Raw genomic sequence first — 26,762 nt, 5'->3', positions numbered from 1 at the left:
GCCGCCCGGCACTTTCACGCGCCGAGATCGGGCCGGTGCCGGAGTTGCCGCCGTGAGTTGATGCCGAGCTTGCGGAAGATGTTGCGCAGGTGGGCGTCGACCGTACGTGGGCTGATGAACAGCTGGGCGGCCACCTCGCTGGACGTCGCGCCGGCGGCGACCAGCCGGGCGATGTGCAGCTCCTGGATCGTGAGCTGGTCGTAGGTGTGTGGTGACCGTCGGCGTGGCCGTTCCCCGGTGGCGCGTAGTTCGGTGGCGGCCCGCCGGGCGAACCCGTCGAACCCCGCCTCGGACAGCAGGCGGTGCGCGGTACGCAGGTGCGTTCGGCAGTCGAGCCGGCGTCCCTCGCGCCGCAGCCACTCCCCGTACACGAGATGGGCTCTGGCTCGGTAGGCCGACAGCGGACTCCGCTCGAGGTACGCGATGGCGGTCCGATAGTGCTCCTCGGAACCGGTGACCAGCCCTCGGGCGTACGCCGCGATGCCCAGGCCGGTGGCGGTCCCGCTGGCATCGGCGCGTTCCACAAGTGACTCCAGCGCCGCCCCGGCGGCGTCGGTTTCACCGCAGCGGACCGCCGCTTCGACCAGTTCGGGCAGGGAGAAACTGGCGAGGAAGAGGGTGCCGTCCGCGACGGCCCGCCGAGCGGCGGTCAGTGCGGCCGGATAGTCGGCGAGGCCGTTGTGCAGTACGGCCGATGCCCAGTCGATGTTGCTGGTCAGGAGACCACTACCGCTGATGGTCGCCGCGGCCGTGGCGCTCTCGAACAACGCGAGCGCCTCGGCGCGGCGACCACGCATGGCCGCGAGGTGGAGCCGGGGGTAGGGCACCGGGGGCCCGCCGGTCGCGTCGGCGATCGCTTCCTCCTCGGCGATTGCAGCCGTCGCCAGTTCGGGGTCGGCGGTGAGCGCACCGTACGAGCCGACCTGCGCTAGCCCGAGACGCAGCAGCAGGGGCGAACCGGACTCCCGGCCGGTCCGCAGCAGCCACTCGACGATCGTCCAGTACCGGTGCGGGTCCCAGATCTCTGCCGCGAGCATGAGGGCGAGCGCGGGGTATCCGGTCCATCCAGGCCTGCAGGAACCGTTCCCGTCTTCCAGAACCTGCTGGATCAGCGGGATCGCGCTGCGATGGCCCGCTGAGTTCAGCAGGCCCAGCGCGTCCAGAACGTCCGGTTGACGTGACGCGGTCACCGGTACCGATCGCACGGCGGCCAGCACCAGGTCCTGCACTCCGCTGGGCCGACCGACGAGGAGACTCGTCTCGATCGCGTCCAGGAAGCACCTGCGGGCGCGTTCCGGATCCAGCCCGGCCAGGCGTCTGCCCGCTCGGATCATGAACTCGGGGCCGCTGTCGTCCCGGTGGCTCTGGAACGCCACCTGGCCCCGTAACAGGTCGGCGTGGGCGAGCTGGAACTCGTCGAGTGCGGTGTGCTCGACGGCCCTGATCAACGCGGCGGCCCGATCGGGACGGCCCGCGACGAGGGCGGCCTGCGCCGCCGCGAGCGTTCGTTCGATTCGGCCGGCGGGGTTCAGGGAAAGCTCGGCCGCCCGTTCCAGGAAGGCAGCCGCGGCCACCACGCCCCCGCGCGTCTGGGCGCGGGTGGCCGATCGTACGAGTTCCGCGGCGACGTCGTCGTCGGGGCCGACGCTGGCCTGGGCGCGGTGCCAGGCCCGCCGGTCCGGGTCGGTGACGGCGCTGGTTGCCTCGGCCAGCGCCCGATGCGCCCGGTGCCGTTCCCCCACCGACGCCGCGTGGTAGACCGCGGACCGAGCCAGCGGGTGGCAGAAGCGGATGTCCGCGGCGAACTCGACCAGCCCTGTCGCTGCCGCGCTGGCGCTGGCGGTCGACACGTCGATGCCCAACAGTCGCGTGGCCGGCCACACCAGGGTGGGATCACCCGTCGGGTCGGCGCTCGCCACGGTCAGCAGGAGACGGGCGTCGTCCGGCAGATCCGACAGCCGGTGTCGGAAGCTGCGCTCGATCCGGGTCGGTACCGCAGCGGTGTCCGGCTGCCCGAAGCCGCCCGCCTCGGGCAGTTCGAGCAACGCCAACGGGTTTCCCCGGGCCTCGGCGAGCAGCCGGCTGAGCACCTGCTCGTCGAGGAGGAGGTGACGGTGGGCCGCGAGCAGCATCCGTGCCTCGGCGTCCGCCAAGCCGGTGAGGTCGAGGCTGGGCAGCTCGTGCAGGTCGTCCGAGGCGGGCAACCGCAGCGCGAACAGCATGGCGATCGGTTCGCTGGCCACCCGCCGACCGACGAAGGCCAACGCCTTCGCCGACGCCGCGTCCAACCAGTGGGCGTCGTCGACCACGCACAGCAACGGGCGCACGCCGGCCGCAGCAGCCAGCAAGCCCAGGGTCGCCGCGCCGATGTGGAAGAGGTCGGGCGTGCCCGCCGCCAGCCCGAACGCGACCCGGAGCGCGTCGGCGTGCCGGGTGGGCAGGTCCGCGAGGTGGCCCAGCACCGGCACACACAGTTGATGCAGCGCGCTGTAGGGCAACTCCCGCTCGAACTCCGCCCCGGACACCTGGATCACCCGCGCGCCGGACGCCGCGTCGCGGGCGTGTGCCAGCAGCGTGCTCTTGCCGATGCCGGCCTCGCCGCGCACCACCAGCGACTCGCCCCGGCCCGACCGCGCGCCCTCGATCAGCTCGTCGAGAACCTTGAGCTCGACTGACCTGCCAACCAGTGAGCCCCGGGAGACGGCTGCGGATCGCACGCCGGACAGGCTACCCCTGCCCCCACCCACCACGGTCGTCCGGAAGTCACACCGTCCACGACCGACGGACCCGGCCCGTTCCCGCCGGCGGCCAGGCCGACCGGCTGTAGACCCTCCCGAGTACTGGCACACCTGCGCCTACATCGTCTTCGCCGGAATGTGGGCCATGCTGGCCCTCGCACCCCGAAAGCAACGCGGCATGTGGGAACTCCTGCTCTTCCACAAGATCGCGGTCACCATCCAGGCCGCCTTCATCCTCGACGTCCCGAACGCACTCCTGACCCTGATCGCCGACGGGCTCGTCTCGACGACCACCATCGCCGGCTACCTGCTGTGCCGTGGCTGGCACACCTGGCACCGCTGGGCGCTGGGACCCAACGACAACCGCTGACCGGAGGAATGCCGTCATGGAGACCGGTGTCTCCTCAGCCGGGCAGCGGATGCGCCGGGGCGAGTACTACGACCAGTCGCCGCTCCCCGTCGCCGTAACCGTCGACGGTGCCCTGCGGCGTCGAGCGGTCCCACCCGCGTACCGGCGGCGGTGGCCGTGCCCCAGCGGAGGATGTCGGGAGGCTCCGGGCCTGGTCACCTCTGGGTGGGCAGGACGATCTCAAGCCGGTCGGTCTCCGCTTCGGCGCTGATCCGGGTGCCGTCGGTGACGGTCTCGGCGGTGCCACCGGTGACCGACCCGTGGCTGGTGACCGCGACGAGGACCAGGTGCCAGGGTGCCCGCACCGGACCGTCGCGGGTCACCCGGATCCGGTCACCGTCCCGGCTGATCTCGAACACCGCGGCCGGGGTGCCGTCGGTGGCGGGCACGGTGACCACCCGGTGGACGCCGTCGGCGAGCTGGTACGCCCGCAGCGTGACCCCGTCGGCGTACGGGTAGTCGGGTCGGTCGGCGCGGGCGCCGACGGGGACGACGGCGCCGGGGCGGACGAGCAGCGGGAGGCTGTCGAAGCCGTGGGTCTCGGTGCGCCAGCCCGGTCCCTCGACGGTCCGGCCGTCCTGCCAGCGGGTCCAGCGTCCGGCGGGGACGTAGTAGGTCACCTCGCCTCCGGTGCTGAGCACCGGGGCGACCAGCAGATCCGGGCCGAGCAGGTACTGGGCGTCGAGGTAGGCGCAGGCCGGGTCGTCGGGAAACTCCAGGGCCATGGCCCGCATCACCGGCATGCCCTCGGTGTGGGCGGTCACGGCGGCGGCGTAGAGGTACGGCATCAGCCGGGCCTTCAGGCGGGTGAAGTCGCGCAGCACGTCGACGGATTCCTCGTCGAAGAGCCACGGCACCCGGTAGGAGCGGCTGCCGTGCAGCCGACTGTGCGAGGAGAGCAGCCCGAAGGCGACCCACCGTTTGAAGACGGCGGGGTCGGGGCGGCCCTCGAAGCCACCGATGTCGTGGCTCCAGAAGCCGAAGCCGCCCATGCCGAGGGAGAGACCGCCGCGCAGGCTCTCCGCCATCGCCTCGTACGAGGATTCGCAGTCGCCACCCCAGTGCACCGGCAGGCGCTGGCCGCCGACGGTGGCGGCGCGGGCGAACAGGACCGCGTCGCCGGTGCCCCGTTCCTCCTCCAGCAGGTCGAAGACGAGTTCGTTGTAGATCAGACTGTAGTAGTTGTGCATCCGTTCGGGGTCGGAGCCGTCGGCCCAGACCACGTCGGTGGGGATCCGCTCGCCGAAGTCGGTCTTGAAGGAGTCGACGCCCATCCGGAGCAGGTCGCGCAGCTTGCCGGCGTACCAGTCGCGGGCCCCGGGATCGGTGAGGTCGACCAGGGCGCGGCCGGCCTGCCAGTGGTCGTCCTGCCAGATCCGACCGTCGGGACGGCGTAGCAGGTAGCCGCGCGCGGCGCCCTCGTCGAAGAGGGCGGAGGCCTGGCCGATGTACGGGTTGATCCAGACGCAGACCTTGAGGTCGCGCTCGTGCAGCCGGGCGAGCATGCCGGGCGGGTCGGGGAACGTTTCCGGGTCCCATTCGAAGTCGCACCAGCGGAACTGCCGCATCCAGAAGCAGTCGAAGTGGAAGACGCTCAGCGGGATGTCGCGCTCGGCCATGCCGTCGACGAACGAGGTGACGGTGGCCTCGTCGTACTCGGTGGTGAAGGAGGTGCTCAGCCAGAGCCCGAAGGACCAGGCGGGCGGCAGCGCGGGACGGCCGGTGAGGGCGGTGTAGCGGCGCAGGATGTCGGCCGGGGTGGGGCCGTGGATGACCAGGTACTCCAGCTCGTGGCCGGAGACGCTGAACTGCACCCGGGTGACGGTTTCGGAGGCCACTTCGAAGGAGACCCGGCCGGGGTGGTTGACGAAGACGCCGTATCCGCGGTTGCTGAGGTAGAACGGGACGTTCTTGTACGCCTGTTCGCTGTTGGTGCCGCCGTCGGCGTTCCAGATCTCCACGGCCTGTCCGTTGCGGACCAGTGGCCCGAAGCGTTCGCCGAGGCCGTAGACGAGTTCACCGACGCCGAGGTGGAGCTGTTCGACCATGTGGTGCCCGCCGTCGGCGTCGGTCATCGCGCCGAGGGAGTTGTGGTCGCTGCGGGTGAGTTCCCGGCCGTCGACGCGGAAGGTGAGCCCCCAGGGCGCGCTGCGGCCGACCTGGACGGTGAGTTCACCGCTGGTGAGGCTGACGTGTGCGTCGTCGACCTGGGCGAGCGGTCCGGCACCGGCCGGGTCGGTGCCGATCGGCGTGCCGTCGGTGGTGAGTACGAAGGACGGACCGGCCGGTACGGAGCCGGCGAAGTGGGTGGCCCGGACCCGGACAACGCCGGGCATCGGTGCGGCAAGGTCCACCCGCAGCACCGGCCCGTCCAGCGTGTCGCCGCGACGGCCGATCGGCTTGGCCGGGGCGAGCACCCGGATGGCCTGCGCGCCGACGGTGACGTCGTGGGCGGCGGTGGCGTAGCTGCCCCGCACCCCGGGACGCATCTGCCAGTAGCCGTCCTTGAACTTCATTGTCTCCCCGTTCGGTGTCCGGAGTGGGTGGTGTCAGCCCTTCAGTCCCCCGGCGACCAGGTCGAGCCGCCAGAAGCGCTGGAGGAAGAGGAAGAGCGCGAAGATCGGGATGATCGACAGGAGTGCGCCGGTGATCACCAGGGTGTAGAGCGCCGGCTGCGAGGCACCCCGGTTGAGCAGCGAGTAGAGCCCCACGGTGAGCGGGAACCGGTCGTCGTTGGCGAGCATGATGTACGGCAGCAGGAAGTTGTTCCAGATCGAGATGAACTGGAGCAGGAAGACGGTGACCAGTCCGGGCACCATCACCGGCAGCGCCACCGACCGGAAGAGCCGGAACTCGCTGGCGCCGTCCATCCGCCCGGCTTCCAGCATCTCGTCGGGGATCGCCGCGGCGGCGTAGACCCGGCAGAGGTAGATGCTGTACGGGCTGATGATGCTCGGCAGGATCACCGACCAGTAGCTGCCGGCCAGGCCGATCTCGGACAGCAGCAGGTACTGCGGGATGGCGAGGGTGATCTGCGGGATGAGCACCCCGGCGAGAAGCGCGCCGAAGAGCAGTTTCTGCCCGTGGAACCGGAACTTCGCCATCGCGTAGCCGGCCATCGAGGAGACGATGACGGTCAGCAGCGCCCCGCCGCCGGCATAGATCAGGCTGTTCAGGGTCCACCACCAGAACCGGCCGTCGGCGTAGGTGCTCAGGGTGCTGATGTTCTCGGTGAAACCGCCGTTGAAGCTGGGCCAGCCGGAGTAGGTGCCGAAGAGTTCGTCGGTGCTCTTGGTGGCGGCGATCAGCACCCAGACCACCGGCAGGATGCAGTAGATCGCGCCGAGGGCGAGGACGAGGGTGGGCAGGATCTTGGCCCGGTCCCGGGAGTTCCGGGAGCGGCCCGACCGGGGCGGGTCGGCGGGTCGGGCCGAGACCTGACGTCGCGTCTGAGCGGTACCCCGGCCCGGGGGCGGGGTGGGCCCCGGCCGGGGGGAAGGAGCCGGCGCGGGTTGCGGGGTGGGGCTCATCGTTCGCTCCTCGCGGCGCGGATCCGGAAGATGGCCAGTACGGCGAGGGAGAACAGGACCGTCGCGCCGGCCAGGAGCACCGAGGTGGCGGCGCCGAGGTACATGTCGTTCTCCACGAACGCCTGCTGGTAGACCTTCATCAGTGGCACCCAGTCGGCGGTGATCGCGTTGGTGATCGGCCGCAGGGTGGTCGGCTCACTGAAGACCTGGAGCATGCCGATCAGGGAGAAGGTCGAGGTCATCACGAGCGCGGGACGCAACAGCGGGATCTTGATCTTCCAGGCGATCTGCCATTCGGTGCAGCCGTCGATGCGGGCGGCGTCGTAGAGCTCGACCGGCATCGCCCGCAGGGCGGTGAAGAGCACCACCATGTTGAAGCCGATCGCACCCCAGATGGCGATGTTGGCCACCGAGAAGAAGATCGACATGTCGCCGAAGAAGTTCGGCGCGGGCAGCCCGATCGCCTCCAGCCCGTTGGTGATCGGGCTGACCACGGGAAGGTACATGAAGCCCCAGAGCAGGCTGGCGATCACTCCGGGCACCGCGTACGGCAGGAAGATCGCGAGCCGGGCGTAGCGCCGGCCACCGACGCGGGGGGCGTCGAGCAGGAGCGCGAAGAGCAGCGCCAGCCCCATGGTGGTCGGCACGGTGATCAGGCCGTAGCCGAGCATCCGCAGCAGGGAACCGTAGAGGGCGCCGTCGCCGAGGGTCTGGGCGTAGTTCTCCAGCCCGACGAAGACCTCGCTGCGGATACCGAAGCCGGCGCCGCGCACCCGCATCGCGTGCACGCTCAGCCAGACGGCGTACCCGATCGGCACGAGGATGAAAACGAGGAAGAGCGCGGCGGCGGGCAGCGTGAAGAGGTACGGCGCGGCGGTGCCCGCGCGCCGCCGCTTCTGGCGGCGGCGCGCGAGCACCGGGTTGACAGTGCTCATCATCGTCCTTTTCGACCGGCTCAGTCGCCGGCGACCTGGTAGCCCTGTCGCTTGAGGTCGTCAACGCTGACCTGCTGGACCTGGGCGGCGACGGCGGCGAAGTCGGCACCGGAGCGGACCGCGGTGGGCAGCCGGTCCTCGAAGGCGCCGTAGGTGACGTTGGTGTTCGGACCCCAGCTTCTGAAGCCCCGGGCGCCCTTGGCGATCTCGGCGGCGGACTCGTAGTAGTTGGGCTGGTTGCTCATGTACGGCGGCGTCTTGAGCACGTCGCCGCCCTGTCCGGCGCTGGCCGAGGGGTAGAGACCGATCTCGACGAGGATCTTCAGCGCCTCGGGGTCGGTGTTCATCCAGCGGGCGAACTTGACCGCCTGCGCCTTGTTCGACGAGGAGGCGGAGACGGCGGTGGAGGAGCCGCCCCAGAAGCCGGTGGAGTTCTCTCCGGCCGACCACTGCGGTAGTGGCACCATCTGCCAGTTGCCGGAGCCGTTGGCGGCGATGCCCTGCAGGACGCCGACGCCCCAGACCGCACTGGGCCAGGCGATGATGGTGCCGTCGCTGATCTGGCTGTTCCACTGCGGGGTGTACATCGGGTCGCCGAGGACGGCCTTGGAGTTGACCAGGTCACCCCAGAAGCCGAGGACCTTGCGGGTCGCCTCGTCGTCGATGTCGACCGACCAGGTGCCGTCGTCGTTGGTCCACCAGTTGGCGCCGGCCTGCTGGGCGAAGCCGGCGAGCCAGCCGGCGTCGCCGGGGTGGAAGGTGGTGAGGTAGCGCCGGGCGTCACGGTCGCGCACGGTGCGGGCCAGGGCGCCGAACTCCTCCCAGGTCTGCGGGACCTTGAGTCCCATCTGGTCGAAGATGTCGGCCCGGTAGAAGAGCATCATCGGCCCGACGTCCTGCGGGATGGCGTAGGTGGCGCCGCTGAACGAGGTGAGGTTCCAGGTCCCCTCGGGGAAGGCACCCTGGGCGTCGCCGAGGGAGCCGCTGAGGTCCTGCAACGCGTTGTTCGTGATCATGGTCGGCAGTGCCTGGTACTCGGCCTGGACCAGGTCCGGGGCGTTGCCGGCCTTGACCGCGGCGAGGAACTTGGAGACCAGTTCGTCGCCGGCGGCCTGGCCGCTGAGGGTGACGGTCTGCTCGGGGTTCTTTTCGTTCCAGAGGTCGACGACCCGCTGGATGTTCTCGGCCCAGGCCCAGAAGACCAGGTTGGCCGGGGCGTTCTCGTCGCCCTCGATCGCCGTGTCGGCGCCGTTGTCGGCGTCGTCGTTGCTGCATGCGGTGAGAAGAAGGGCGGTGGCGGATGTGGCGAGCAGGGTCCTCCTGCGCATGGGGGTCTCCTCCAGCTACGTCTGTCTCAGTTGGATGTGCGGTGTGTGTCTTCCCGGCGGGTACGGGGTGGGGGTGCCGCGCGGACCCACCGGGACGGGTGGCGTCGGGGATTCAGGCCAACGGCTTCAGTACGACGACATCGCGCGCCGCCAGGGTCAGTGCCCCCTCGACCTGGTTTCCGGTGAGCAGGTCACCGGCCGGCTCGGTCAGGGTGACCCGGGCCGGCCCGGCGCCGTGGTTGAGCAGGAACAACGTGTCTCCCCGGCGGACCGCCTCGACCCCGTCCGGCAGGTCGGGCAGCATCCCGGTGACCGCCGCGTCGGCGAGCACCCGGTCGGTCAGCGCGGCCATCGCCGCCTCCTGCGGGACGGTCGCCAGGTACCAGGCCCGACCGGTCCCGAACTCGTTGCGCAGCACCGCCGGGGCGCCGGCGAGGTCACCGTCGAGGAAGGTGGCGACCGGACGCGCCGACTCGGCGCGCATCAGCTCCGACCAGATCGTGGCGGTGAACTCGGCACCGGTCGGGCCCGGGTCGGCGGGCACGGCACCGGCCGGATCGTGGGCTCCACCGCGCTGTTCGGCGTCGGCGATCCAGCGGCACCGCAGTGGTGGATCGTCGGCCACCGGCAGCCACGCCTCCCCGGAGGCGCCCAGGACCTCGCGCAGCGGCGCCGGGAACCGCCCGGCGTGGATGTGCCCGAGCGGGTCGGCCACCCCGGAGAAGGGCCCCACCAGCAGCACCCCGCCGTCACGGACGTACGAGGTGAGCGACTCGGCGGTGGCCTCGGAGAGCAGGAAGAGGTTCGGCACCACGACGAGCCGGTAGCCGCCCAGCTCCGCTGCCGGCGGCACCAGGTCCACCGTCACCCCGCGCCGCCACAGTGGTTCGTAGAAGCGCAGCAGCTGGTCGGTGACGAGCAGCCGGTCGCTGGGGCGGCCGTCGGACTCGCAGGCCCACCAGCTCTGCCAGTCGTGCACCAGCGCCACCCGGGCCGGCACCGGCTGCCCCACCAACGGGGCCAGTTGCCGCAGTTCCGCGCCGTGTTCCCGGACCCGGGTGTGCAGTCGGGTCTGCGCCCCGGCGTGCGGCACCATGGCGGCGTGGTACCGCTCGGCGCCGAACCGGGAGGCTCGCCACTGGAAGTAGCAGAGCCCGTCCGCGCCGCGGGCCACCGCCTGCAGCGACTCCAACCGGAACTGGCCGGCCGGCTTCGGCAGGTTGTGTTTCTGCCAGTTCACCCCGTCGGTGGCCTGTTCCAGCAGCATCCACGGCCCGCCACCGGCCAGCCCGCGCATCAGGTCGTGGGTGAGCGCGGCCCGCACCGGGGACCGGGGGTCGCCCGGGAAGGGGTACCAGTCGTTGCTCACGACGTCCTCGTGCGGCGCCCAGGCCCAGTAGTCCACGGGTTTGAAGAAGCCCATGAAGTTCGTGGTGACCGGGACCGACGGGGTCCGTCGGCGCAGGATGTCCCGCTCCGCACGGTAGTGCGCGAGCAGGGCGTCGGAGCAGAACCGCTGGAAGTCCAGCAGCTGGGTGGGGTTGCGCAGGTAGGGCGCCCGACGGGGGGTGAGGATCTCGTCCCACTGACCGTAGCGCTGACTCCAGAAGGTGGTCCCCCACGCCTCGTTGAGCGTCACGAGGTCGCCGTAGCGCTCCCGCAGCCAGTCACGGAAGGCGGCGGCGGTGTCGTCGCAGTGGCAGATCTGGCCGTACTCGTTGCCGACGTGCCACATCGCCAGTGCCGGGTGGTCGGCGTACCGGTCGGCCAGATCGGTCACCAGCGCCAGGGCCCGTTCCCGGTAGACCGGTGCGGAGGGGCACCACTGGTTGCGGGCACCGTAGTAGAGCCGGTGGCCGGACTCGTCCACCGGCAGGGTCTGTGGCCAGCGGTGGCCGAGCCAGGGCGGCGGTGAGGCGGTCGGGGTGGCCAGGTCGACGGCGATCCCGCCGTCGTGCAGCAGGTCCAGGACCCGGTCCAGCCAGCCGAAGTCCCGCATGCCCGGTTCCGGTTCGATCCGGGCCCAGCTGAAGACCCCCACGGTGACCAGGTTGACGTGGGCGGCGCGCATCAGCGCGACATCCTCGACCCAGACCTCCTCCGGCCACTGCTCCGGGTTGTAGTCCCCGCCGAAGAGCATGCCCCGCCCGGCGGTGAGGGTGTGCAGGCCGGGTCGGCGCCCGGGCGCCGCGTCGGGGTGCGGGCTGTCGCCGGTCATGCCGGCACCCCCGTTTCCGCACCGCGACGCGGCGGCCCCGAGCTCTCCCCCACCACCAGTCGGCAGGGCACCAACCGCTGCCGTGGCGTCTCCGTCCTCCCGGCGTCCGGCTGGAGCTGGTCAATCAGCATCCGCGCGCCGAGCCGGCCCAGTTCGGTGCTGGGCGGCTCCAGGGTGGTCAGCTGCGGGTGGAACATCCGGGCCACCTCCACCGAGGAGAGGACCAGCAGCAGAGTCAGGTCGTCGGGGACCCGCCAGCCCCGGTCGGCCACGGCACCGAGGACCCCGACCGCCGCGTGGTCGTTCATCACCGCGACGGCGGTCACGTCGGGGCGGGTGGTGACCAGCCGTTCGAAGGCGGCCCGTCCCTGCTCGACCGAGTCGGCGTGCAGGTCGCCCACGTACTCCACGCCCCGGTCGCGGGCGGCGACGGCGAACTCCTCGGCGCAGCGCACGGTCGGGCCGTAGAGCGCGGCGTAGGCGTCCGGCGAGTGGTTGAGGAAGGCGAGCGTACGGTGGCCGAGGCCGACGATGTGGTCGACGGCGTCCCGGGCGGTCGCCGCGAAGTCGATGTCGGCGTAGTTGATCCCCGCCGGCTGCCGGGTCCGGCCGATCATGCTGAACGGCGTTCCGGCGGCGACCAGGTGGTCGACCCGTTCGTCGTCGAGGCGGACCTCCATCAGCAGCACCCCCTCGATCAGCCCGAGGCCGGTGAGGTGTCGCAGTTCGGCGACCGGGTCGGACTTCTCCGGGGAGAGGAGCAGGTGGTAGCCGGCCTCGCTGGCGGCCTCGGCGGCGCTGGTGGCGAACTGCATCTCGGTCAGGCCGAAGCCCCGGTTCGGCGCCGGGTAGAGCAGGGCCAGGATCCCGGTCCGCTTGCTCACCAGGCCCCGGGCCAGCAGGTTGGGACGGTAGCCCAGGTCGGCGGCGGCCAGCTCGATCCGGGCCCGGGTCGCAGCCGCGACCGGGCGGGTTCCGTTCAGGGCCGCGGAGACCGTGCTGACGGCCACGTTCGCCTGCTTAGCTACTTCGCGTAACGATGACATGCCGCTCCGGCGAGTTGTCCTCGACGGCGCCGCGGGGTTCCGCGACGCTCGGGTCGAAACGTTTCGCAAACGCTAGAGCTGCCTGGACTGAGATGTCAAGGGTGTTGCGAAAGGACTTCCAGAAGGTTGCGACGACAACCGGATACCAGAGATATGCATACAGAGAGTAATCAGCCAGCCCGACCGGAGAACCTGATCCCACCATGGAACCGCCGGGGTCGGTCGTCCTGGCACCGCCTCGTCCAATAGATTGATGAACGCGGACGTTCCGGACCGCAACGTCCGCGCTCAGCTGCTCCGCCGCACTCCGCCCACCCCGGGCGTCGCGCCGCATGCGCGGCAGCACTTGAGGTCCGCGACGACGCCCAGCGGACGCGAACACCCCACCATCCGCCTACGAGACGTCGCCTACCCAGCAGCCGAGGCCGGGCCCTCGTGCGCGCGGTGTCCGCTCGTCAAGGCCGACGGCGATCGAAGACGAGGTGACGGACCCCAGGGGTCTCGGCCATCAGGATCTTGACGATCTCCGGCGGTACGAAGTCCACCCCGGCCAGCTCGGCCAGGCGGACCCATCGGAAGCGGTGGCCTTCCAGACCATCGACCAGCTCGGGCGGGACGTCCTGCGGCCAGGCAACCGAGTAATAGAAGCAGACCTCCTGACAGGGTGATCCGTCGCCGTCGCGGATGCCCTCGGCGATCAGCATCGGCACCGCGGGAACGGCACACTCCACGGTGAGCTCCTCGCGCAGCTCACGCGCCAACGCAGCCGCCGAGCCCTCCCCGAAATGAACCTTGCCGCCCGGCAGGAACCAGCCGTCGACCTGGTCCACCGCGCACACGAGCAGTCGATCACCGTCCCGTACCGCCGCTGCCGCCCGATACTTGAACGATCCCGGCGCACCCGTCCAGGCGATGTCGTTCTCGTCCACGTCACTCCCTTTCGCACACCTCAGTCGCCGGGGCGACCGACCGAGCCGGCCCTGACCTACGGTAGAGGGACCAGGTTTTGCCCGATGAAGTCACCGTGGACGACACCGGCCGAGGCGTCGCGGCCGAGCGCGGCGGCGAACCGGGCGGCCACCTTCTCGAGGTGGGCGCCGACCACGGCGACGTCCTCCGCCGGCAGCCCAGGAGACGACCGATCGAGCCCACGGGCCGCCGCCTCGACGATGGTGGTGTCGGTCCGTTGCCAGCCCGGCCGCTGGCGGAGATCATCGCGAAGGCCGGTCACTGTCGCTGGGCGGCGTCGGGACGGGTCGGGCCCGTTCCCCCGCCCAGGCCGCTTCGAGGATCGCGGTCAGGCTGGCGGTGTCGGTCGGGCCCGGATGGTTCTGGATCAGGCGGGTGACGCCACCGGCCAGCTCCGCGAAACGCGGGAGGTCGGCGCGGGCCACACCGATCTCCGCCAGGCTGGCGGGGATGCCGATGTCGGCGAGGAGCCCGTCGAGCCAGGTGAGGAACGCCTCCGCGGCCTCGGCCTCCGAGGCGTCGGTCACGTCGAGCCCGCACACTCCGGCGAGGATGGCCAGCCGGTCGCCGACGGCATCCCTGGCCGCGTCCAGCGCATAGGGCAGGAGCAGCCCGACGCCCAGGCCGTGCGGCGTGTGGGTGGCCGCGCCGATGGGGTACTGGAGAGCGTGCGGGGCCGCGTTGCCCGCGTGGGAGAACGCGATCCCGGCCAACATGGACCCGTAGGACATGTCCGCGCGGGCGTCCTGGTCGCCGCCGTCGCTGACCGCACGCCGCAGGCTACCGGCGATCCGCTGCGCGGCCCGCAGCGCGTAGTGGTCGGTGATCGAATTGCGGCCGAGGAAGACCTGTTCCACCGGGTCGCGTGGGCCGTGGGCCCGGGGTCGTGCCGTGTAGCTCTCCACCGCGTGGCAGAACGCGTCGATGCCGGAGTGGGCGGTGACGGTCGCCGGGCAGGTGTAGGTGAGTTCGGGGTCGACGATGGCGAAGTCGGGCACGATGTGGACGCTGGAGACCCCCACCTTCAGCTCGCGGTCCGGGTCGGTCAGCACCGAGACGGGGGTGAGTTCGGAGCCGGTGCCGGCCGTCGTCGGCACCGCGACGAGCGGCATCGTCGGCCCCGGCACCTTCGACTCGCCGTAGAAGTCGCGCGGCGTCCCACCATGGCGCCGGATGACGCCGACGATCTTGGCGAGGTCGATCACCGTGCCACCGCCGACGGCGAGGATCACGTCGGCGTCCACCTCGGCGGCGGCCGAGACGGCCAGGGCGACATCGGTCAGTGGCACGTCTGGGGTCGCGTCGGCGAAGACCTCGACGGCCTCGGCCTTCTCCCGTACGGCGGCCACGATCTCGGCCACGCCCGGCTGCCGCAGCAGCACCCGGTCGGTCACGACGAGGACCCGCGAGCCGCTCTCGGCCACCACGCGGGGGATGTTCTGCGCGACCCCTTCGCCCACTATCAGCTGGCGTGGCCCGCGGACGGTCTCAAGCATGTCGGTGCCTCCTTGGCACGTCGGCGGCGGGCCGTCTCACGGCAGGTCGATCGCGGCGTAGGTGAGGTCGAGGTACTCGAGGATGCCCTCGTGCGCCCCCTCCTTGCCGATCCCGGACTGCTTCACGCCCCCGAACGGCGCCGACGGGTCCGAGATCAGACCACGGTTGATGCCGAGCATCCCGGTATCCAGCCCCTCGGCGAAGCGGAGCGCCCGCCGCAGGTCACGGGTGAAGACGTAGGCGGCCAGGCCGTGTTCGGTGTCGTTGGCCTTCGCGAGCACCTCGTCGTCGGAGGTGAACGAGATGATCGGCGCCACCGGGCCGAAGATCTCCGTCTTCAGCAGCCGCGCATCCTCGGGCACGTCGACGAGGACCGTGGGGGGATAGAAGTGGCCCGGCCCGTCCGCACGCGCGCCGCCCACCAGGACCCGGGCGCCGCGGTCGACCGCGTCGGCGACGAGCTCGTCGAGCCTGGTGACCGAGGCCTCGTCGATCAACGCCCCGACGTCCACGCCGTCGTCGAGGCCGTGGCCCACCGACAGCGCGCCCATCCGCTCGGCGGCACGCGCCGCGAACTCCTCGCGCACCGGTTCCTCGACGTAGATCCGGTTGGCGGCGACGCAGGACTGCCCGATGTTGCGCATCTTGGCCACCAGGGCACCGTCGAGCGCGACGTCCAGGTCGGCGTCGGCGCACACGATCAGGGCCGCGTTGCCGCCCAGTTCCATGGAGGTACGCAGTACGTTGTCCGCCGCCTGCCGGAGCAGCACCCGGCCGACCTCGGTCGACCCGGTGAACGACAGCTTGCGGGTCCGACGGTCGGCCAGCAGCGCGGCGACCACCTCGCCGGCACGCGTGGTGGTCACCACGTTGACCACGCCCGGGGGAACGCCTACCTCCTCCATGACGCGGGCCAGCAACAGCATGGTCAGTGGCGTCTGGGCGGCCGGCTTGGTGATCGTGGTGCAGCCCGCGGCCAGCGCGGGAGCGATCTTGCGGGCGCCCATGGCCAACGGAAAGTTCCAGGGCGTCACGAAGACGCACGGTCCGACCGGCTTCGGCACGGTGAGGATGCGGTATCCACCGGCAGGAGCGGTGCGGTAGCCCCCCTCGACGCGTACCGCCTCCTCGGCGAACCACCGGAAGAACTCGGCACCGTAGGCCACCTCTGCCCGGGCCTCGGCGAGCGGCTTGCCCATCTCGAGCGTGATCAGCCGGGCGACCTCCTCGGATCGCCCGGTCAGCGCCCGGTACGTCGCGGTCAACAACTCCGACCGTTTCCGCGGCGGGGTCGCCGCCCACTGCGCCATGGCCCTGCTCGCCGCGTCCAGCGCGGCGAGCCCGTCCACGACGTCGGCGTCCGCCACCTGCGCGATGGTCTTGCCGGTGGCCGGGTCCTCGACGGCGAAGGTGGCTCCGCCTGCGGCGTCGCGCCAGGCGTCGCCGATCCGCAGCCGCCGGTGCGCGGGCGCCAGGACGTTCATCGAAGCTCCAGGTGATCGAGGTAGGGCGATGGCGGGCGGTTCCGCGATGATGCCGAATGACGGGCAGCCGGCACATTTCCTATACGATCGAGCGGAGGCGTCAGCATGTCGCGGTGTAGTGACCGATGTCAACAGCCGCCCGAAGACGCAAGAAGGGACCGCAGGTCACGATGGCCGACGACACGAAGGCCGCCCGGGTCCACCGGACCGCGGCGGTCGGAACGCCGCCGGGAAGAACTGGCGGCCGGCTTGCCGACGAGGTGTACGACACGCTGCTCGGACAGCTGATGTCGCTACGGATCGAGCCTGGCTCCCGGGTCACGATCGACGCCCTGGCGCGAGAGCTTGGGGTCTCGCAAACGCCGATCCGGGACGCGCTGAACCGCATGGAGGCCGAGGGCCTGGTCGTGCGGGTGCCCCATGCCGGCTACCGCATTCCTCCCCAGATCACCCGGCACCGGTTCGCGGACATGCTCGAGGTCCGCCTGCTCCTGGAGCCGGCGGCGGCGCGCCGATCCGCCGAACGCGCCACCCCGGAGCAGGTGGCCGGGCTGCGACGGATGCTGGCGGAGATGGCGGAGCTGGAGGGGAGCACCGGGCCCACCGCCTACGGCGCCTTCGGGCTACGCGACGCCGCCTTCCACGATCTCGTCGCCCGGAGCGGGCAGAACCAGGTCATCCGGGAGTCGCTCGCCCGCCTGCACAGCCACGTACACCTCTTCCGGCTGCACCACGACGCCCAGGTCACGCGGCTGGCGATGGCCGAACACGAGGCGGTGGTGGCCGCGATCGCCGCGCGGGACCCCGACGCCGCCGCCTACGCGATGCGCCGGCACATCCTGCGCTCCGGCGAGCGGTTCCGGCGCGTGTTCGACGAGGCCGAGGAGGCCGACGCAACGGCGGTGGAGGCTTGACGGGTGGGCCGGGCCGAGGAATGCTGACCCCACCGGATCAGATCAGATTGGATCTATCTCGCCCGTCCCCGAACGCGAGGAGAAGCAGGTGCCCAGAGCGCTGCTCCTGACCGGCGACGCCGCCGAGGAACTCGACACCATGTATCCCTACTACCGTGTGCAGGAGGGCGGCTGGGACGTCGACGTCGCGTCCCGGACGACGCGTGACGTGCAACTGGTCATCCACGAGTTCGACCCCAACTCCGATGCCTACGTGGAGAAGAACGGCCGGAAGCTGCCGGTCGACGTGCCCTGGTCCGAGGTCGACGTCGAGCGCTACGACGCCCTCATCATCCCCGGGGGACGCGCCCCCGAGTGGATCCGGGTCGACGCCGACGTCAGGCGGATCACCGAGCACTTCTTCGCCCGCGACCTCCCGGTGGCGCTGGTGTGCCACGGCGCGCAGGTGCCAGCGGTGTACGGGCTGCTGAAGGGTCGGAAGACGGCGTGCTTTCCCCCCATCACCGGTGACATGGAGAACGCCGGCGCGACGGTCATCGACGCTCCCGACGTGGTGGACGGCAACCTCGTCTCCTGCCGGGGCTGGCCCGACATGCCGCAGTTCGGCAAGGCGATGATGGAGCTCTTCTCGAAGTCCGTCAGTTCCGCACCGGCATGAGCGGCCGGGGCGTGCCCCGGTGACGACACGTCGGACCGTCACGGTCGACGGCTCCCCCGTCCACGTCCTGGCGAGCGGCACCGGGCCCGCGGTGCTGATGCTGCACGGCTCCGGACCCGGTACGACCGGGTCCGGCGCCTGGGCGACGACGGCGCGGGCGCTGGGTACGTCCTGGCACCTGGTGGCTCCTGACCAGGCGGGTTTCGGCCGTACACCGGTCCCGGCGGGCTCCCGGGGTGGGCTGCGGTTGTGGACGGAGCAGGCCGCGGGCCTGATGGACGCGCTCGGTGTGGAGCACTACGCCGTGGTGGGTCACTCCATGGGTGGTGCCGTGGCGCTGGCCCTGGCGGCCGCCCGTCCCCAGCAGGTCACCCGGGTCGTGGCGGTCTCGACGATGGGCGCACCCGGGGCGCCGCTGTCCGCCGATCTCGACGCGGTCTGGGCCGCCCCCGCCGGCCCGCTCGGGGCCCGGGACATGCTGAGTCGCCTCGTCCTAGACCAGGCGCTCGTGACCGATGCGGCCGTCGCTGCCCGGGCGGCTGCGATGCGGGCGGGGGCGGCCGCGTTCGCGTCGTTGTTCCCGCCACCCAGGGCACGATGGGTCGACGGGCTCACCCTCCCGGCGCAGACGTTGGCAGCGGTCCGCGCGCCCGTGCTGCTCGTACACGGCGCCGAGGACCGGGTCACCCCGCTCCGGACGGCAGCCCAGCCCCTGCTCGAACAGCTGGCCGATGTCCGTCTGCACGTGTTCGGCCGATGCGGGCACGTGCCGGCGATCGAGCATCCGGACGAGTTCAGGCAACTGCTGTCGGGATTCCTCGCCCGGGACCGGGGTCACCGATCGCTGGGGCGGTTTCCCGACCCGACAGGTCGGTAGAGTGATACTCACATGGACGTGAGGTCAGGCGCGGGGAGGCAGCGATGACGGCAACCGTCCGGATAGGTGAACTGGCCGCGCGTACCGGGGTCAGCGTGCGTTCCCTGCGCTACTACGAGGAGCAGGGGCTGCTGACCAGTCTGCGCACCCCGAGCGGCCACCGCCGCTACCTCGAGACTCAGGTCGAGCGGATCTTCTTCATCCAACGGTTGTTCTCCGCCGGTCTGAGCAGTCGGACGATCGTCGACCTGCTGCCCTGCGTCGAGTCGCCGAACACGGACACCTCCGAGGCGGCCCTGGAGCGGATGCACCAGGAACGGGACCGGCTCGACCGGCACATCGAGGACCTGATCCGGACCCGGTCGGTGCTCGACGAGCTGATCGCCGCCAACCGCGCGCACCGCACGGAACTCGTCAGCGCGTGAGCCCCACCGCGGGCGTCAGCGCGCGGAGCGGAAGCTGGCACGCACCTCCGTCGGCGAAGAGTTCCGGCTGTTGCCAGGCGGCGAAGTGGCAGCGCCCTGCCGGCCAGCGGGCCGGTCGGAGTCAGCGTCGGGCGAACGGCCCGTCCGGGGCGAAGGCCCGCTCGGCGAAGCGTTCGGCGATGCGCCGGTGGGCGGCGGTGTCCGGGTGGAGTTCGTCGGGCAGCGGCAGCTCGGCGAAGTCGGCCTCGCCGTAGAGGTCGAGGCCGTCGAGGTGGTGCAGGTGGGGGTCGTCGGCCGCACGCTGGGCGGTGATCCGCGCCAGTTCGTCGCGGATGACACCGAGGGTCAGTTTGCCACTCGCCCGTTCCGCCGGGTCGCCGGTGGCCCGGAAGCGCACCTGGCCGGCACCGAGCGCGGCGAGGTCGAACGCGCCGGGACCGGGGGTGTCCTCGTGGATGGGGCAATGGATCGGGGAGACGACCAGTATCGGCGTGGTGGGATGACCGTCGCGGATGGTGTCGAGGAAGCCGTGCACGGCCGGGGCGAAGGCGCGTAGCCGCATCACGTCGGTGTTCACCAGGTTGATGCCGATCTTCACGCTGATCAGGTCGGCCGGGGTGTCCCGCATGGTGCGGGCGGTGAACGGGTCGAGCAGCGCGCTGCCGCCGTACCCGAGGTTGACCAGTTCGACGTCGCCGAGGGACGCCGCGAGCACCGGCCAGGTGGCGGTGGGGCTGGTGGCGTTGGAGCCCTGACTGATGGAACTGCCGTGGTGCAACCACACCCGGCGCCCCTCGCCGGGCACCGGTGCGACCGGGGCGTCGGTACGCAGGGCCACGAGTTCGGTGGTCTCCTGGTGCGGCAGCCAGATCTGGAGGTCCTTCATCCGGTCGGGCAGGCCGCTGAACCGGATGGTGCCGGGCGGCCCCGGCTGGTGCGCGCTGCTGCCGGTGGTCAGGTCGACGGTCACCGTGTCGCCGCCGGTCACGCTGGCCTGGTCGGTCAACTGACCGTCGACGAGCAGGTCGTAGACGCCGACCGGACGGGCCGGCAGTCCGGGGTAGACGTACCTGGTGGGCAGCGTGTCCAGCTCGACCGTGGTGGCCCGGGTGCGCAGGGCCAGCCGTACGCCGGCGGGTTGGGCCTCCACCATGGCGAGTTGCCCGTCGGTGTTCTGGGCACGGGCCCAGGCGGGCAGTCGGTGCGGCACCACTCCACGTTCGGTGTGCCGCAGGTCGAGCGCGCCGCGTACCAGGTCCGCAGTGATCGGCGTGGTGATCCAGATGGGGTGCATGTTCTCGATCCATCACATCGACGTTGTCGGGTCACCCCACACCCCCTAGGCCGTCCTAGGAGGGTGGGGTGGAAGGGGGCCGCGGGTGGTCAGCCGTGGGCCTTGCCGCGCCCACCGGGGCCGAGCTTCTTGCGCGGGCGTACCGAGATCTCGATGGGGCTGCCCTCGAAGCCGAACTCCTCACGCAGCTTGCGCTCGACGAAACGCTGGTAGCCGGCGTCCAGCGGGCCGGTGGTGAAGAGCACGAACCGGGGCGGGGCCACCCCGGCCTGGGTGGCGAAGAGGATCTTCGGCGCCCGGCCACCGCGTACCGGGTGCGGGGTGGCCTGCACCAGGGCGGTCAGCCACGAGTTGAGCTGCGCGGTCGGCACCCGCGTCTCCCAGCTGGCCAGGGCCTTGCGCAGCGCCGGGGCGAGCTTGTCCACCGCCCGGCCGGTCATCGCCGACAGGTTCAGCCGCAGCGCCCACGGGATCCGGCGCAGCTCCCGCTCGATCTCCTTGTCCAGGTAGTACCGACGGTCGCCGTCGACCAGGTCCCACTTGTTGAAGGCGATCACCAGAGCCCGGCCGGACTCGGTCACCATGGACAGGATCCGCTGGTCCTGCTCGCTGATCACCTCGCTGGCGTCGAGCAGCACCACCGCCACCTCGGCGGCCTCGATCGCCGAGGCGGTACGCAGGCTGGCGTAGTACTCCGTGCCGCTGGCCTTGCCGACCCGCTTGCGCAGCCCGGCGGTGTCCACCAGCTGCCAGGTCTCCCCGCCGATGGTGACCAGGCTGTCCACCGGGTCGACGGTGGTGCCGGCGACCGCGTCGACCACCGCGCGTTCCTCACCGGAGAAGCGGTTGAGCAGGCTGGACTTGCCCACGTTGGGCCGGCCCACCAGGGCCACCCGGCGGGGGCCCCGGGGGCGGTTCTCGTCGATCGGCGGGGCCTCCGGCAACGCCTGCAGGATCGCGTCGAGCAACTCGCCCGAGCCCCGGCCGTGCAGCGCCGAGACCGGGTACGGCTCGCCGAGCCCGAGCGACCACAACGTGGTCGCCTCCACCTCGATCGCGGCGTTGTCGGCCTTGTTCGCCACCAGGATCACCGGCTTGGCGCTGCGCCGCAGCATCTTCACCGCGGCCTCGTCCACATCGGTCGAACCGACCACCGCGTCGACCACGAAGAGCACCACGTCGGCGGTGACGACCGCCGTCTCGGCCTGCGCCGCGATCGCCGCGGCCCGGTCCTTCGCGTCGGGCTCCCAACCGCCGGTGTCCACCACGGTGAACGCCCGCCCGGCCCACTGGGCGTCGTAGGGGACCCGGTCGCGGGTCACCCCGGGCACGTCCTCGACGACCGCCTGACGACGGCCGATGATCCGGTTGACAAGCGTCGACTTGCCGACGTTGGGCCGGCCGACGACCGCCACCACGGGCACCGGGCCGGCCGGCTGCTCGACCTCGGGCTCGCGCAGCTCGACCCAACCACCGTCGTCGTTCATGCCACGCCCCGCTCGGTGAGCAGCTCGCGCAGCCGGGTCACGACCTCGTCGATGCCGAGCGCGGTGGTGTCCAGCACCACCGCGTCGGTGGACTGCTGCAACGGGTCGGCCTTGCGGGTGGAGTCCAGCCGGTCCCGGCGGGCCAGGTCGGCCGCGGTGGCGGCCACGTCGACGGCGTCCTCGGCGCTACGCCGGGCGGCCCGCGCCGCCTCCGAGGCGGTCAGGTACACCTTCAGGTCCGCGTCCGGGGCGACCACCGAGCCGATGTCGCGGCCCTCGACCACGATCCGGCCCGCGGTGGTGATCATGTCGCGTTGCCGGCCCACGAGCAGCGCCCGGACCGCCGGCACGGCGGCCACGGCGGAGACCGCACCGGTCACCTCCGGCCCCCGGATGTCGGCGTCGACACCGTGACCGTCGACGGTCACGCCGTACCCCGCCGGGTCGGTGCCGATGCGCAGGTCGACCTCACCGGCGACCTTGGCCACCGACTCGGCGTCGGCCGGGTCGACCCCGGAGCGCAGCACCGCCCAGGTGATCGCCCGGTACATCGCCCCGGTGTCCAGGTAGCGGGCGCCGAGCCCGGCGGCCAGCCGCCGGGAGACGGTGGACTTACCCGAACCGGACGGCCCATCCACAGCGACCACACAGCGCCCGGTCGGTACGTTCTCCTCCACCGTGTTCCTCCTCAGCCCGTTCCCCACGGGGTCGAGTCCCCGCGAGCGGTGTTGCGTGGTCAATGATGCCCGCCGGCGCGAGAAACGCCGCGTCCGGGCGGCGCCCCGCCCCGGACCGCACGGAAGCCTACCGGCAGCCGTACCCACCGATGACGGGTCAGTCACCCACCGCCTTGAACAGGGCGGCGACCTCCGCGTTGGTAAGCCTGCGGGTCCGCCCGGCACGCAGGTCACCGAGCCGGATCGGACCGATCGTGGTACGCACCAGACGCGACACCGGGTGCCCGACCTCGTCCAACAACCGCCGGACGATGTGTTTGCGCCCCTCGTGCAGGGTCAGCTCCACCTGGGCGGTCCGCCCCAGGGTGTCCACCACCCGGAACGCGTCGACCTGCACCGGGCCGTCCTCCAGCTCCACCCCGGCGGCCAGCCGCTTGCCGAGGTTACGCGGGATCGGGCCGGCCACCTCGCACAGGTAGGTCTTGGCCACCCCGTAGGAGGGGTGCATCAACCGGTGCGCCAGGGTGCCGTCGTTGGTGAGCAGCAGCAGCCCCTCGCTGTCGGCGTCGAGCCGCCCCACGTGGTAGACCCGCTGCTCGACCCGACCGTCGAGGAAGTCGGCGAGCGCGGTACGCCCCTTCTCGTCGGCCATCGTGGAGACCACCCCACGGGGCTTGTTCATCGCCAGGTACACCAGGCGGGTGTCGACGACCAGCCGTTCGCCGTCGACGTGGATGACCGCGGTGGCCGGGTCGACCTTGTCACCGAGCTGCGCGACGCGGCCGTCGACGGTGACCCGCCGCCGGAAGATCAGATCCTCGCAGGCCCGCCGGGAGCCGACACCGGCGGCGGCGAGCACCTTCTGCAACCGCTGCGCCCCCTCGACCGGCTCGGCGGACTCGACCGGACGCCGCGCCGCTCCGGCCGACCGGTCCCGCGCGGACGGCTCCGGCTTCGACCGGCCCCGCGAGGTCGGCTCGGTCGGCGAGCGTCGCGGCTGCGGCTCCGGATGCGGGGCCGACCGGCCGGGCGGCGGCTGCTCACCACGCGGGGTCGGCTGGGAGCGCGGCGGGTCGGCACGCGGTCCCGACCGGGTGTACCGGTCGGCGCGTACCCCGGGCCGGGGGCCGGACCGGTCGGCGCGCGCGGAGGAACGGACGGGGCGGTCATCGCGTGGCATCGGCAAGCTCTTCTACGTCATCGGGGAGGAACGGGGCGAGCGGCGGCAGTTCGTGGACCGAGTTCAAGCCGAGCTTCTCCAGGAACATCGTGGTGGTCCGGTACAGGAACGCCCCGCTGTCCGGCTCGGTGCCGCAGTCCTCGACCAGACCGCGCGAGACCAGGGTACGGATCACCCCGTCACAGTTGACACCCCGGATGGCCGAAATGCGGCCCCGGGTCACCGGCTGCTTGTAGGCGACCACGGCCAGGGTCTCCAGTGCGGCCTGGGTCAACCGTACCGACTGCCCGTCGAGCACGAACCGCTCCACGTAGCTGGCGTACTCGCCCCGGGTGTAGAGCCGCCAACCGCCGGCCGCCCGGCGCAGCTCGAAGCCGTGCCCGGCGGCGGTGTACCCGGCGGCTATCTCGTCCAGCATCCGGCCGACCCGCTCCGGCGCCTGCTCCACCACCTGGGCCAGCAGCAGTTCGCTTACCGGTTCGTCGACCACCAGCAGGATCGCCTCCAGGGCCCCCCGCAACTCGGCGTCGTCCAGCTCCACGACCGTCGGCTCCGGTACGGCGACCCGCCTGCCCCGCCCCCTACGCCCGCCCGCACCCAGCCCGGCCCCGGGCCCGGCTCCGGCCCCGGGCCCGGTCTGAGTTGCGGTCTCAGTCGCGGTCGCGGGCCCGGTCGCGGTCGCGGGCCCGGTCGCGGCGTCCGGGGCAGGTCCCCCGGCGTCCGACGCGAGATCCGGCGCGGGTACCACGGCACCCGGCGCGGGTTCTTCGGTGCCCGGCTCTGACAGCGGGGCCGGGGCGGGGGCGTCTGCGGGGGCGGGACGACGTTCGGGGGCCCACGGCGGCACCCAGGCGGCGGCCTGATCGGCCAGTGAATCCCGGCGGTCCTCGTTACCCATCCCCGATCACTCCTCGCCTCTGCCGGCCACACCCGCTTCGGGCGCACCCACGTCCCCGCCGGCCCCGTCCCGGCCGCCGGTCGACGGACCAGCCCCGGGCGACGGACCAGCCCCGACGGACGGATCCGCCCCGGGCGCCAGACCAGCCCCGGCCGACGGACCAGTCCCGGGCGACGGATCCGCCTCGGGCGGCGGCTGGTCGCTGCCGGCGTACTCGTCGATGGCCAACGCGGGACCGCCGTCGGCCGGGCCGGTCCACCGTACGGTCAGCTCCTCCAGTGCCTGGTCCTGCGTGAACGCGACCAGGCCCTCCCGGTACAGCTCCAGCAGGGCCAGGAACCGTGCCACCACCTCCAGGGTGGCCGTACAGTCGGCGCAGAGCAGGCTGAAGGTCGCCTCCCCGGCCCGCCGCAGCCGCTCGGTCAGCACCTCGGCGTGCTCCCGGACGCTTACCCGGACCAGGTGCACGTGGTCGATGGAGACCTCCGGCACCGGCTTCGGTGTCATCGCCCGGACCGCCAGGGCACGCAGCCGCTCCACGCCGATGCCCAGGACCAGGTCGGGCAGTGCCTCGGCGTACCGGGGCTCCAGGGTGACCGCCCGCGGGTACCGTCGGCCGCCCACCGCCTCCAGGTCGGCGATGTGCGCCGCGGCCTCCTTGTACGCCTTGTACTGCAGCAGCCGGGCGAAGAGCAGGTCCCGCGCCTCCAGCAGGGCGAGGTCCTCCTCGTCCTCCACCTGCGCCGAGGGCAACAACCGGGCGGCCTTCAGGTCGAGCAGGGTGGCGGCGACGAGCAGGAACTCGCTGGCCTCGTCGAGGTCCCACTGGTCGTCCATCGCCCGGATGTAGGCGATGAACTCATCGGTGACCTGGTGCAGCGCCACCTCGGTGACGTCGAGCTTGTGCTTGCTGATCAGCTGCAGCAGCAGGTCGAACGGGCCGGTGAAGTTGACCAGCCGGACAGTGAAGCCACCACCGGAAGCGGTGTCACCGCCGGAAGCACTGTCGTCGCCAGAGACGACGTCGACCGCGACCGCCGAGGCGTCGGGCGGGGACGGTTCCGGGGTGCGGAGCGGGACGGTCACCCGACGACCGTAGTCGACCGTCCGGGCAGGTCACAGCGCCGGTACGGGTCACCGCGCCGGTGCACCTACCGCTCCGCCTGCGCGGCGATCACCTCACGGGCCAGTTGCCGGTAGTTACGCGCGCCGGACGAGGCCGGATCGAGCGTGGTGATCGGGGCACCGGCCACGGTCGACTCGGGGAACTTGACCGTCTTGGTGATGACCGTCTGGTACACCTTGTCGCCGAAGGCCTCCACCACCCGCTGCAGCACCTGCCGGCAGTGCGTGGTCCGGCTGTCGTACATGGTGGCGAGGATGCCTTCCAACTCCAGGTCGAAGTTGAGCCGCTCCCGCACCTTGTCGATGGTGTCCAGCAGCAGCGCCACGCCCCGCAGGCTGAAGAACTCGCACTCCAGGGGGATCAGCACGCCGTGGGCGACGGTCAGCGCGTTGATCGCCAGCAGGCCGAGCGAGGGCTGGCAGTCGATCAGGACGTAGTCGTACTCCTTGCGGATGCTGCGCAGCACCCGGGCCAGGGCCATCTCCCGGGCGACCTCGTTGACCAGCTGGATCTCGGCCGCCGAGAGGTCGATGTTGGCCGGCAACAGGTGCAGACCGGCCACGTCGGTCTTGATCAGGACGTCCTCGGCGGTGACGTCGTCCTGCATGAGCAGGTTGTAGACCGACAGGTCCAGATTGTGCGGGTTGACCCCCAGGCCTACCGAGAGGGCACCCTGCGGGTCGAAGTCGACAAGCAGTACCTTGCGCCCGTACTCCGCCAGGGCCGCACCGAGGTTGATGGTCGTCGTGGTCTTGCCGACGCCACCCTTCTGGTTGGCCATCGCGATGATCCGGGCCGGCCCGTGCCGGTCCGTGGGCATCGGTTCGGGAATGGGCTTACGCATGGTGTACGCCGCAGGGTCGGCCGGACCGAGGTCCGCGCCGAGCGTCGCCTGCTGCTCTCGGAGCTCCGTCGTCCAGGTCTCGGCACGATCACCGTTGCCAGCCATGTCCTTGTTGCCCCCTCCCGACGACCACCCGGTGCCGGAACCGACCGACGTCCCTCGCGGCGCCGCTACGACACCAGGGCCGGGTCACCCCGGCCTACGCACCAGAACCGGGTTCATCCCGGT

General features: G+C 71.7%; 23 protein-coding genes. 5 read left to right on the top strand and 18 right to left on the bottom strand.

Annotated features, from left to right (window positions below):
- Nucleotides 1-14 precede the first annotated feature (14 nt).
- Nucleotides 15-2,717 (bottom strand): AAA family ATPase, encoded by a 2,703-nt coding sequence (locus ACN28G_RS08260; RefSeq protein ID WP_421478819.1) that lies wholly within the window; start codon nucleotides 2,715-2,717, stop codon nucleotides 15-17.
- A 166-nt stretch (nucleotides 2,718-2,883) separates the two neighbouring features.
- Here ACN28G_RS08260 and ACN28G_RS08255 point away from each other — a divergent pair, with 166 nt between their 5' ends.
- A complete protein-coding gene (locus ACN28G_RS08255; RefSeq protein WP_421478818.1) occupies nucleotides 2,884-3,108 on the top strand; it encodes a hypothetical protein in 225 nt (74 codons plus the stop codon).
- 194 nt (nucleotides 3,109-3,302) lie between these two features.
- Here ACN28G_RS08255 and yicI read toward each other — a convergent pair whose 3' ends face one another.
- From yicI to ACN28G_RS08205, 10 genes are all read right to left on the bottom strand, one after another.
- The gene (yicI, locus tag ACN28G_RS08250) at nucleotides 3,303-5,663 is read right to left on the bottom strand and encodes an alpha-xylosidase (RefSeq protein ID WP_421478817.1); all 2,361 of its coding nucleotides are present in this window, start codon (nucleotides 5,661-5,663) and stop codon (nucleotides 3,303-3,305) included.
- Nucleotides 5,664-5,696: 33 nt separating this feature from the next.
- On the bottom strand, nucleotides 5,697-6,677 hold the full coding sequence (locus ACN28G_RS08245; protein ID WP_421478816.1) for a carbohydrate ABC transporter permease: 981 nt from the start codon (nucleotides 6,675-6,677) through the stop codon (nucleotides 5,697-5,699).
- Nucleotides 6,674-7,612, bottom strand: coding sequence for a carbohydrate ABC transporter permease (locus tag ACN28G_RS08240; RefSeq protein ID WP_421478815.1), 939 nt, complete (start codon nucleotides 7,610-7,612; stop codon nucleotides 6,674-6,676). Before ACN28G_RS08240 ends, ACN28G_RS08245 begins: the two co-directional genes overlap by 4 nt.
- Nucleotides 7,613-7,632: 20 nt before the next feature.
- Nucleotides 7,633-8,940, bottom strand: coding sequence for an ABC transporter substrate-binding protein (locus ACN28G_RS08235; protein ID WP_091436882.1), 1,308 nt, complete (start codon nucleotides 8,938-8,940; stop codon nucleotides 7,633-7,635).
- Between the two features lie 112 nt (nucleotides 8,941-9,052).
- Complete coding sequence (locus tag ACN28G_RS08230; RefSeq protein WP_421478814.1) at nucleotides 9,053-11,158, bottom strand: beta-galactosidase; 2,106 nt, start codon at nucleotides 11,156-11,158, stop codon at nucleotides 9,053-9,055.
- Nucleotides 11,155-12,204 (bottom strand): LacI family DNA-binding transcriptional regulator, encoded by a 1,050-nt coding sequence (locus ACN28G_RS08225; protein WP_091436784.1) that lies wholly within the window; start codon nucleotides 12,202-12,204, stop codon nucleotides 11,155-11,157. Before ACN28G_RS08225 ends, ACN28G_RS08230 begins: the two co-directional genes overlap by 4 nt.
- Before the next feature lie 455 nt (nucleotides 12,205-12,659).
- Entirely contained in the window at nucleotides 12,660-13,133 is a 474-nt protein-coding gene (locus ACN28G_RS08220; RefSeq protein ID WP_175440509.1) for an NUDIX hydrolase, read from the bottom strand.
- A gap of 56 nt (nucleotides 13,134-13,189) precedes the next feature.
- Nucleotides 13,190-13,435 (bottom strand): hypothetical protein, encoded by a 246-nt coding sequence (locus ACN28G_RS08215; RefSeq protein WP_091436778.1) that lies wholly within the window; start codon nucleotides 13,433-13,435, stop codon nucleotides 13,190-13,192.
- Nucleotides 13,416-14,669, bottom strand: coding sequence for an iron-containing alcohol dehydrogenase (locus ACN28G_RS08210; protein WP_421478813.1), 1,254 nt, complete (start codon nucleotides 14,667-14,669; stop codon nucleotides 13,416-13,418). Before ACN28G_RS08210 ends, ACN28G_RS08215 begins: the two co-directional genes overlap by 20 nt.
- A 36-nt stretch (nucleotides 14,670-14,705) precedes the next feature.
- A complete protein-coding gene (locus ACN28G_RS08205) occupies nucleotides 14,706-16,154 on the bottom strand; it encodes an NAD-dependent succinate-semialdehyde dehydrogenase (RefSeq protein ID WP_421478812.1) in 1,449 nt (482 codons plus the stop codon).
- 170 nt (nucleotides 16,155-16,324) lie between these two features.
- Here ACN28G_RS08205 and ACN28G_RS08200 point away from each other — a divergent pair, with 170 nt between their 5' ends.
- The 4 genes from ACN28G_RS08200 to ACN28G_RS08185 all read left to right on the top strand — a co-directional run bounded on the left by ACN28G_RS08200 (nucleotide 16,325) and on the right by ACN28G_RS08185 (nucleotide 19,028).
- Entirely contained in the window at nucleotides 16,325-17,068 is a 744-nt protein-coding gene (locus tag ACN28G_RS08200; protein ID WP_229688659.1) for a GntR family transcriptional regulator, read from the top strand.
- Between the two features lie 88 nt (nucleotides 17,069-17,156).
- A complete protein-coding gene (locus ACN28G_RS08195) occupies nucleotides 17,157-17,726 on the top strand; it encodes a DJ-1/PfpI family protein (RefSeq protein WP_421478811.1) in 570 nt (189 codons plus the stop codon).
- 19 nt (nucleotides 17,727-17,745) lie between these two features.
- On the top strand, nucleotides 17,746-18,603 hold the full coding sequence (locus ACN28G_RS08190; protein WP_421478810.1) for an alpha/beta fold hydrolase: 858 nt from the start codon (nucleotides 17,746-17,748) through the stop codon (nucleotides 18,601-18,603).
- A 44-nt stretch (nucleotides 18,604-18,647) separates the two neighbouring features.
- Nucleotides 18,648-19,028 carry a MerR family transcriptional regulator gene (locus ACN28G_RS08185; protein WP_091436764.1) on the top strand — a complete coding sequence of 127 codons (381 nt, stop codon included), beginning with the start codon at nucleotides 18,648-18,650 and terminating at the stop codon, nucleotides 19,026-19,028.
- 121 nt (nucleotides 19,029-19,149) lie between these two features.
- Here ACN28G_RS08185 and ACN28G_RS08180 read toward each other — a convergent pair whose 3' ends face one another.
- From ACN28G_RS08180 to ACN28G_RS08150, 7 genes are all read right to left on the bottom strand, one after another.
- Nucleotides 19,150-20,322, bottom strand: coding sequence for a GDSL-type esterase/lipase family protein (locus ACN28G_RS08180; protein WP_091436762.1), 1,173 nt, complete (start codon nucleotides 20,320-20,322; stop codon nucleotides 19,150-19,152).
- Nucleotides 20,323-20,411: 89 nt separating this feature from the next.
- Complete coding sequence (gene der, locus ACN28G_RS08175) at nucleotides 20,412-21,809, bottom strand: ribosome biogenesis GTPase Der (protein WP_091436760.1); 1,398 nt, start codon at nucleotides 21,807-21,809, stop codon at nucleotides 20,412-20,414.
- Nucleotides 21,806-22,486 carry a (d)CMP kinase gene (cmk, locus tag ACN28G_RS08170; RefSeq protein WP_091436757.1) on the bottom strand — a complete coding sequence of 227 codons (681 nt, stop codon included), beginning with the start codon at nucleotides 22,484-22,486 and terminating at the stop codon, nucleotides 21,806-21,808. The genes der and cmk overlap by 4 nt, the downstream gene beginning before the upstream one ends.
- A 157-nt stretch (nucleotides 22,487-22,643) precedes the next feature.
- Nucleotides 22,644-23,354, bottom strand: coding sequence for a pseudouridine synthase (locus ACN28G_RS08165; protein ID WP_229688663.1), 711 nt, complete (start codon nucleotides 23,352-23,354; stop codon nucleotides 22,644-22,646).
- A gap of 298 nt (nucleotides 23,355-23,652) precedes the next feature.
- Nucleotides 23,653-24,564, bottom strand: a complete 912-nt coding sequence (scpB, locus tag ACN28G_RS08160) for an SMC-Scp complex subunit ScpB (protein WP_421478809.1) — start codon at nucleotides 24,562-24,564, stop codon at nucleotides 23,653-23,655.
- A gap of 6 nt (nucleotides 24,565-24,570) precedes the next feature.
- Entirely contained in the window at nucleotides 24,571-25,650 is a 1,080-nt protein-coding gene (locus ACN28G_RS08155; protein WP_091436753.1) for a segregation and condensation protein A, read from the bottom strand.
- A 65-nt stretch (nucleotides 25,651-25,715) separates the two neighbouring features.
- Nucleotides 25,716-26,639, bottom strand: coding sequence for a ParA family protein (locus ACN28G_RS08150; protein ID WP_091436751.1), 924 nt, complete (start codon nucleotides 26,637-26,639; stop codon nucleotides 25,716-25,718).
- Between the last annotated feature and the right edge of the window lie 123 nt (nucleotides 26,640-26,762).

Origin of the sequence: Micromonospora sp. WMMA1923 (assembly GCF_049179195.1) — a bacterium.
Lineage (GTDB): Bacteria > Actinomycetota > Actinomycetes > Mycobacteriales > Micromonosporaceae > Micromonospora > Micromonospora yangpuensis.
Note: the sequence above shows the minus strand (reverse complement) of the source record. Positions and strands in the feature narration are given on the sequence as shown.

Excerpts from the sequence above, each read along its gene's own strand:
- ACN28G_RS08255 (WP_421478818.1), top strand. The coding sequence starts at position 2,884 with ATGCTGGCCCTCGCACCCCGAAAGCAACGCGGCATGTGGGAACTCCTG.
- yicI (WP_421478817.1), bottom strand. The coding sequence starts at position 5,663 with ATGAAGTTCAAGGACGGCTACTGGCAGATGCGTCCCGGGGTGCGGGGC.
- ACN28G_RS08245 (WP_421478816.1), bottom strand. The coding sequence starts at position 6,677 with ATGAGCCCCACCCCGCAACCCGCGCCGGCTCCTTCCCCCCGGCCGGGG.
- ACN28G_RS08240 (WP_421478815.1), bottom strand. The coding sequence starts at position 7,612 with ATGAGCACTGTCAACCCGGTGCTCGCGCGCCGCCGCCAGAAGCGGCGG.
- ACN28G_RS08235 (WP_091436882.1), bottom strand. The coding sequence starts at position 8,940 with ATGCGCAGGAGGACCCTGCTCGCCACATCCGCCACCGCCCTTCTTCTC.
- ACN28G_RS08230 (WP_421478814.1), bottom strand. The coding sequence starts at position 11,158 with ATGACCGGCGACAGCCCGCACCCCGACGCGGCGCCCGGGCGCCGACCC.
- ACN28G_RS08225 (WP_091436784.1), bottom strand. The coding sequence starts at position 12,204 with ATGTCATCGTTACGCGAAGTAGCTAAGCAGGCGAACGTGGCCGTCAGC.
- ACN28G_RS08210 (WP_421478813.1), bottom strand. The coding sequence starts at position 14,669 with ATGCTTGAGACCGTCCGCGGGCCACGCCAGCTGATAGTGGGCGAAGGG.
- ACN28G_RS08205 (WP_421478812.1), bottom strand. The coding sequence starts at position 16,154 with ATGAACGTCCTGGCGCCCGCGCACCGGCGGCTGCGGATCGGCGACGCC.
- ACN28G_RS08200 (WP_229688659.1), top strand. The coding sequence starts at position 16,325 with ATGGCCGACGACACGAAGGCCGCCCGGGTCCACCGGACCGCGGCGGTC.
- ACN28G_RS08185 (WP_091436764.1), top strand. The coding sequence starts at position 18,648 with ATGACGGCAACCGTCCGGATAGGTGAACTGGCCGCGCGTACCGGGGTC.
- ACN28G_RS08180 (WP_091436762.1), bottom strand. The coding sequence starts at position 20,322 with ATGCACCCCATCTGGATCACCACGCCGATCACTGCGGACCTGGTACGC.
- der (WP_091436760.1), bottom strand. The coding sequence starts at position 21,809 with ATGAACGACGACGGTGGTTGGGTCGAGCTGCGCGAGCCCGAGGTCGAG.
- scpB (WP_421478809.1), bottom strand. The coding sequence starts at position 24,564 with ATGGGTAACGAGGACCGCCGGGATTCACTGGCCGATCAGGCCGCCGCC.
- ACN28G_RS08150 (WP_091436751.1), bottom strand. The coding sequence starts at position 26,639 with ATGGCTGGCAACGGTGATCGTGCCGAGACCTGGACGACGGAGCTCCGA.